This window comes from Treponema sp. (assembly GCF_051883275.1).
GTDB lineage: Bacteria > Spirochaetota > Spirochaetia > Treponematales > Treponemataceae > Treponema_D.
This window is the reverse complement of the sequence record NZ_JBJETK010000022.1, coordinates 1-6,143: the sequence shown is the minus strand read 5'-3', so window position 1 is coordinate 6,143 and position 6,143 is coordinate 1. Positions and strand designations below refer to the sequence as shown.

The 6,143-nt window shown below is 44.1% G+C and carries 4 protein-coding genes; 2 read left to right on the top strand and 2 right to left on the bottom strand.

What is annotated here, in order from left to right; translation table 11 throughout:
- Positions 1-58: 58 nt before the first annotated feature.
- Positions 59-1,360, bottom strand: coding sequence for a histidine--tRNA ligase (gene hisS, locus ACI4L0_RS03085; protein WP_439798702.1), 1,302 nt, complete (start codon positions 1,358-1,360; stop codon positions 59-61).
- A gap of 90 nt (positions 1,361-1,450) precedes the next feature.
- On the opposite strand from hisS, the gene ACI4L0_RS03080 reads away from it, so the two are divergent.
- Positions 1,451-2,302: a type III pantothenate kinase gene (locus ACI4L0_RS03080; protein ID WP_439798701.1), complete on the top strand. Its 852-nt coding sequence runs from the start codon at positions 1,451-1,453 to the stop codon at positions 2,300-2,302.
- Here the strand turns inward: ACI4L0_RS03080 and ACI4L0_RS03075 are convergent.
- Positions 2,253-3,449: an N-acetylneuraminate synthase family protein gene (locus ACI4L0_RS03075; protein ID WP_439798700.1), complete on the bottom strand. Its 1,197-nt coding sequence runs from the start codon at positions 3,447-3,449 to the stop codon at positions 2,253-2,255. The genes ACI4L0_RS03080 and ACI4L0_RS03075 overlap by 50 nt on opposite strands.
- A gap of 680 nt (positions 3,450-4,129) precedes the next feature.
- Between ACI4L0_RS03075 and ileS the strand changes: the two genes are divergently transcribed.
- Positions 4,130-6,143 (top strand): isoleucine--tRNA ligase (gene ileS / locus ACI4L0_RS03070; protein ID WP_439798699.1); only part of this gene is annotated, 2,014 nt, incomplete at its 3' end.

Here is a 6,143-nt window from a genome sequence, read left to right as displayed (position 1 = left end):
TCAGTTTTTTATGAGAGCAGCATACCTTGAGGATTGTCAGGATATGCTGCTTAAAATTTCAGTTTTTTATTTTTGCTATTGCTTCTTCGATGGAGATAGATTCAAAAATCTCTCTGGTTTTTAGGTTCTTCAGTGTTATTGTTTCTGATTCTGCCTGTTTGTCATCGATTAGAATTCCCCAAGGAATTTGCTTTTTGTCTGTCAATGAGTACTGCTTGTTCATTTTTGCAGGCTCAGGAAAAACTTCTACTGAAATTCCCTTTTGGCGGAGTTTTTCTGCCACTGACTGATACTGATAGATAAATGATTCGTTTGTGTTGAAAATCTCCGCATCAAGATAGCTGCCTTTTGACTCTGCGAGCCCCAGCTCCATAAGACCTGCAATAAGTCTGTCCAGTCCTATGCTGGAACCTACACCGGGAAGTTTTTCCTTCATGTAAAGCCCGGCAAGATTGTCATATCTTCCGCCTGAGCAGACCGAGCCTATTGACGGCAATTTTTCAAGAAAAGTCTCATAGACAATTCCTGTGTAGTAATCAAGTCCCCGTGTTATTGAAGGGTCTAAAATGTATGTGCCCTCAATGCCTGCGGCTTTCATCATTTTGTATATTGCCCTCATGCGGTTTGTGTCTTCGTCTTCGCCTCCAGCCAGATTTTCTATGTGCATAAGTGTTTCTTCAAATGAAGGCAAGGGCTTTATGTAGTCAATAATTTTTCCGCTGAATTCCGCGTTTCCTGTGATTTCAGCAAGCTCCTGTGAAACTTGCTCTTCTCCAACTTTTGCAATCTTGTCCACTGCGCGAAGTATGTCTTCTGATTTTTCCGAAATGCCGAGTTTTTTTAGGAAGCGGTTGAAAATTCCGCGGTGGTTTACATGGATTTTTATTTCGTTGACTCCGATTGCCGACAGTGCCGCCTTCATCAGGCTCAGTGTTTCAAAATCCGAGACTGCGCTGTCGCTCCCGACTGTGTCAAAATCGCACTGCACAAATTCCCGGTAACGCCCTGCCTGCGGCTTTTCACCGCGCCAGACTTTTGCAATGTGATAGCGCTTGAATGGAAAATAAAGCTCTTCCTTATGCTGGGCTGTAAAGCGCGCAAAAGGCACGGTCAGATCAAAGCGCATTGCAACATCGCGCCCTCCGTTGTCTTCAAATCTGAACATCTGCTTTTCAGTTTCACCGTTGCTTTTTCTAAGCAGAATTTCTGTGTATTCAAGAATCGGTGTATCTATAGGAACAAATCCGTACAAGCGGAAAGTTGCAGTGAGTTTTTCAATCAAGCCGGAGCGTAAAATTTCATCCTGCGGAAGAAAGTCCCGGAAGCCTTTTAGAATTTTGGGTTGAATAAAATTTTCCATAATGGGATATATTATACTATAAATTAAAATTGCACAATCTATTGACCGCCTGTGAAAATGCTTGAAAAAAAAAGGCAAATACAATATTTTATGAAAAACAGGGGGCTTGCAGTGCTTTTTGCTGTAGATATTGGAAATACAAATATTGTCGCTGCGGTATTTGATGCTGACAGGATTATTATTCAGTGGAGAATTGCCTCCGATGTGCGAAGGACAGGCGATGAGTACACTTCTATTCTTCTTACACTTTGCAAGGAGGCTGGAATTCAGACTGAGCTTTTGGACAAGGGGATTATAAGCTCTGTTGTTCCGGCTTTGATCGGCCCGTTTGTTATTGTATGCCAGCATCTGTGCGGTGCGAATCCGTTTATAGTGACTTCGGAGCTTGCCTACAGCGGTGTTCTTCCAGTGCGGCTGGATTCCTCTTCGCCCCATACCAATATAGGAGCTGATCTTTTGTGCAATGCTGTCAGCGCATGGAATCTTTTTGGCGGCGGGCCTGTAATCGCTGTTGATTTTGGAACGGCGCTCACTTTGACTGCTTGTGATTCCAGGGGAATAATACGCGGAGTTACAATTTCCCCCGGTCTTGGAACTGCTATAAAGGCTTTGGCAACAAATGCGGCTCAGCTTCCTTTTGTGCCGCTGGAAGCTCCTCCTTCAAGCCTTGGAATGAATACAGAAACTGCGATTCAGGCTGGAGTTGTGCTTGGATACAAGGGGCTGGTGGAGTATCTTGTGGGTCTGGTGAAAACTGATATGGAAAAACTGACAGGCGATGACCGGAATTCTGTGAAGGTTGTTGCAACAGGCGGTCTGAACAGTGTGCTGAAGCCGATTACAGATATTTTCACCGTTGTGGACAAGGATTTGACTGTCCGCGGTCTGAAGCTTATTTCTGATTTGACTCAGCCGAATCATGCTGCTGGGATTTCTGAATAAAGTCTTCCCACTGCACACCTGCTCCTGATTCCACGTCTTTTTGCAAAACCGCTCCCTGTATTTTTTCAGCGAATTCCGGGCTTATTCCGGGCGAAAGAATTTTTTCTGTGCGAAGCGCAGAAATGTCGCTTTTCTGAATGCAGTGTCCTTTTTTTAGCGCGCTCATATAATGAAGCGATCTGTTTGTTCTTCCGTAATTTTCTGCTTCCGACGGGGCAAGATGTTTTATGCCTGTTCCAAGTGCCGCTGTTATTTTGTCCTCTGGAAATTCATATTCAAGCTGCCTTATGATTTCACGCTGTGCTGCTTCATGCAGATTCTGCTTTACGGCCTCTCCTTCTTTTTTGTAACGCTCTTTTATGGCAATGGCCTGGTTTACAGCATGAACCATCGCTGAAAACTGCTCAGGCTCCAGCGCAATCGGATCATCAAGACCGGAGCCGCTTTTGCTTAGCGTTATATGCTTTTCAATTACTTTGCCATCCATAAGAACTGTTAGAACCGGCACAAGAAACGGATTCAGGCTGTGGTCGCTTATTCCCGTGGGAATTCCGAAAATTTCCCGCAGGGTTTTTACACATCTTACATTGTACTGCTCTTCCGGTGCCGGATAAAATGTTATGCAGTGAAGAAGTGTCAGGTCTGGAAGTTTTTTTTGGCTTTTGAAAGTTCCGCTTGTTTTTTTCGTGATTGTAAGAATCGCCTTTTCGATGTCGCCCAATGTTGAAACTCCGCTTGAAATGATAAGAGGAATTTTCTGATAGTATTCCGCGCATTTTTTTAAAAGCTCAAAATGATTCAGCTCAGGACTTGCAATTTTTATTGCATCGGGATTTAGGCTTGCAAGCTCTTCAAATGATTTTGCTCCAAATGGCGAGCAGGCAAACAGCAGCCCTTTTTTGTGCGCGTGCTCAAGACATCTGCTGAAAAATTCAGAGCCGCATTCAAGGCTTTTGAATGTGTCATATAGACGCTTTTTTCCGCCCGGAAGATTTACAAAGCCTGTGTCAGGGTGCAGAATTTCATCTGCGTAGACCCACTGGAATTTTACACAGTCTGCGCCGGCCTCTGCCGCCGCATCGATATACTCAAAGGCTTTTTCCAGCGAGCCTTCATGGGCAGTCCCTATTTCAGCGATAATTATCATAGCGTGATTATAATTATTCATTATGCAAAATTCAACCGATAGAATTTCCGCATAAAAAAAGCGGCACTGAAAAAACAATGCCGCCTGTGGTGCTGTTGTCTGGACAGCTTAAAAAGGATTTCCTCCGTAATTAAATTCCACGGATAAATTTTAATTCAAATTATGCTTTTCAACATATAGAAAAACTATAAAAACGGCTTTTTTCTTGTATCTGCGGTTTTATCCACGCGCTGTATTCTTGCTGTGTTTGCCGGGACATGCTTAATCTTTTTTCCTTTATATAGATTATTTTAGTGAAATTTGATATAGTATTTTAGTTTTAAAGCCTTTGCTTTTGAAACAACACTTGGACTGGGATTTTTACGCTGGCAGTGGAAGATTTTCAAATCGGGATAGGGAAGCTCGGGGAACTTCTGTTTTTTAGAGCGGCTACTGTGATTTGTGCATTTTCCTTTTTTCAGGCTAAAAATTTCTGAAGAGTTGTGGAAGAAATGATTGAACTTTCAGCGAAATCATTTCTTTCTTGCTATTTGTTGTATTTTCTTGGAATACTAAAAATAGCGTATATGGTGGCATTGAATAATCACATTCAGCTTATTTGTTGCTGCCTGTTTTTTGGAATCCCTAAAATATGCAGTTTTTAGAGGCTCCCTTATATTCGTATTGAAGGACGGAAGACAATGTACAATCCTGTAGATTCAAAAACAGATTTTCCACGTCAGGAAGAGGAAATTTTAAAATTCTGGGAGAAAAATGGTATTTTCAGAAAGTCAATTTCCCAGCGCGAAGGGGCAGAAGAATATGTATTCTATGACGGTCCTCCGTTCGCAACCGGTCTTCCGCATTTCGGACATTTTATTCCTTCTACTATAAAAGACATTATTCCGCGCTATCAGACGATGAAAGGCAAGAAAGTCGAACGCCGTTTCGGCTGGGACTGCCACGGTCTTCCGGTAGAAAACCTGATTGAAAAAGAGCTTGGAATAAACTCAAAGCACGAGATTGAGGCGTACGGAGTTGCAAATTTCAATGACAAATGCCGCGCATCCGTTTTGAAATATACTTCTGAGTGGCGTCAGACTATCACCAGAATGGGACGCTGGGTTGATTTTGACAACGACTACAAAACGATGAATCCTGACTATATGGAGTCAATCTGGTGGGTTGCAAAGTCATTGTGGGACAAAGGAATGATTTACGAGGGAAAATACATCCTTCCGTATTGTCCGCGCTGTTCCACCGTTCTTTCTACGCACGAACTTGCACAGGGCTACAAGGAAAAGCAGGATCCTGCAATTACAATCCGCTTTAAGATTACAAAAGCTCCTGATTCATTCAGCGACCCGGATATGACGAACGGAAAAACGTATTTCCTTGCCTGGACGACTACTCCGTGGACTCTTCCTTCAAATGAAGGTCTTTGTATGGGTCCTGATATTGACTACGTAAAAATTCTTGACAACGATTCCGGCGATTACTACATTCTGGCAAAAGCGCGCCTTTCTTCCTATTATAAAGATGAAAAATCGTATACTGTCATCTACGAGAAAAAAGGCAGCGAATTTATAGGTGCAAGGTACGAGCCGCTTTTCCCGTATTTTGCTTCACTTTCCGATCCGGCATACTGTGCGGAGCAGACTTCCCAGAAGTGCGAGGAAGGCGCGTTCCGTATGTTCAACGCGGACTACGTTTCTACCGAAGACGGTACTGGTATCGTTCATATTGCTCCTGCATTCGGTGAAGAGGACTCAAAAGTCTTTAAAGGCACTGGAATTCCTGCCGTTGAACCGATGGACGCTGAGTGCAAATTTACAAAAGAAGTTTCTGACTACGCCGGTCGTTTTGTCAAGGACTGCGACAAGGATATTATGGATCGCCTAAAGAAAGAGGGTAAGCTTGTAAAGCGCGACACAGTGCTTCACCAGTATCCTCATTGCTGGCGGTGCGGTTCTCCTCTTATTTATCGCGGAATCGGTTCGTGGTTCGTAAAGGTTGCAGACCAGCACGAGCGGCTTTTAAAGGCAAACAGCCAGATTAAATGGCAGCCGGCTCATATCAAGGAAGGCCGCTTCGGAAAATGGCTTTCCGGTGCGCGCGACTGGGCTGTAAGCCGTAACCGCTATTGGGGTAACCCGATTCCTATCTGGAGATGCGATAATCCTGACTGCAAGCATACGCTGTGTGTCGGTTCCCGGCAGGAACTTAAGGATTTGAGCGGCGTTTATCCTGACGACTTGCACAAGCAGTTTGTAGATAAAATTACGATTCCGTGCAAAAAATGCGGCGGTACTATGCACCGCATTCCAGAGGTGTTCGACTGCTGGTTTGAGTCTGGCTCAATGCCTTATGCTCAAAATCATTATCCGTTTGAAAACAAGGAATATTTTGAAAAGCATTTCCCGGCGGACTTTATTTCCGAAGGTCTTGATCAGACTCGCGGCTGGTTCTACACGCTGACTGTTCTTGCGGCGCACCTTTTCGACAAGCCAGCATTCAAGAACTGTGTTGTAAACGGTCTTGTTCTTGCTTCTGACGGCCGCAAGATGTCAAAATCTCTGCGTAACTATACCGACCCTGTTGAGGCAATCAGTAAATTCGGTGCGGATGCTCTTCGCCTGTTCCTGATTCATTCTGCCGTTGTAAAGGCGGACGACCTGCGCTACAGCGATGACGGCGTACGCGACGTTATCAAGA